Origin of the sequence: Pseudoalteromonas sp. S3178 (assembly GCF_005886985.1) — a bacterium.
GTDB classification, from domain to species: domain Bacteria; phylum Pseudomonadota; class Gammaproteobacteria; order Enterobacterales; family Alteromonadaceae; genus Pseudoalteromonas; species Pseudoalteromonas carrageenovora.
Genome location: NZ_PNCW01000446.1, coordinates 1 through 218 on the forward strand (window position 1 = coordinate 1; position 218 = coordinate 218).

General features: G+C 38.1%; 1 protein-coding gene. It reads left to right on the plus strand.

Annotated elements, in window-relative coordinates:
• Positions 1–8: 8 nt before the first annotated feature.
• The coding region (locus CWC11_RS21695) for a glutathionylspermidine synthase family protein (RefSeq protein ID WP_171038512.1) at positions 9–218 on the plus strand (210 nt) is incomplete at its 3' end.

Below are 218 nucleotides of genomic sequence, written 5' to 3' on the forward strand. Positions count from 1 at the left end.
TTACACTTATGTTAAGAGTTTCTATTGATGAACGCCCACACTGGCGTGAACAAGCAAAAGCCCACGGCTTTGAATTTCATACTATGTATGGTGAAAAGTATTGGGACGAAAGTGCATATTATCAATTTACGTTAAAACAAATTGAGCAAGACTTGGAAGACCCAAGTGATGAACTCCACCAAATGCTCTTACACCTTGTCGATTTAGTGTGTAATGAT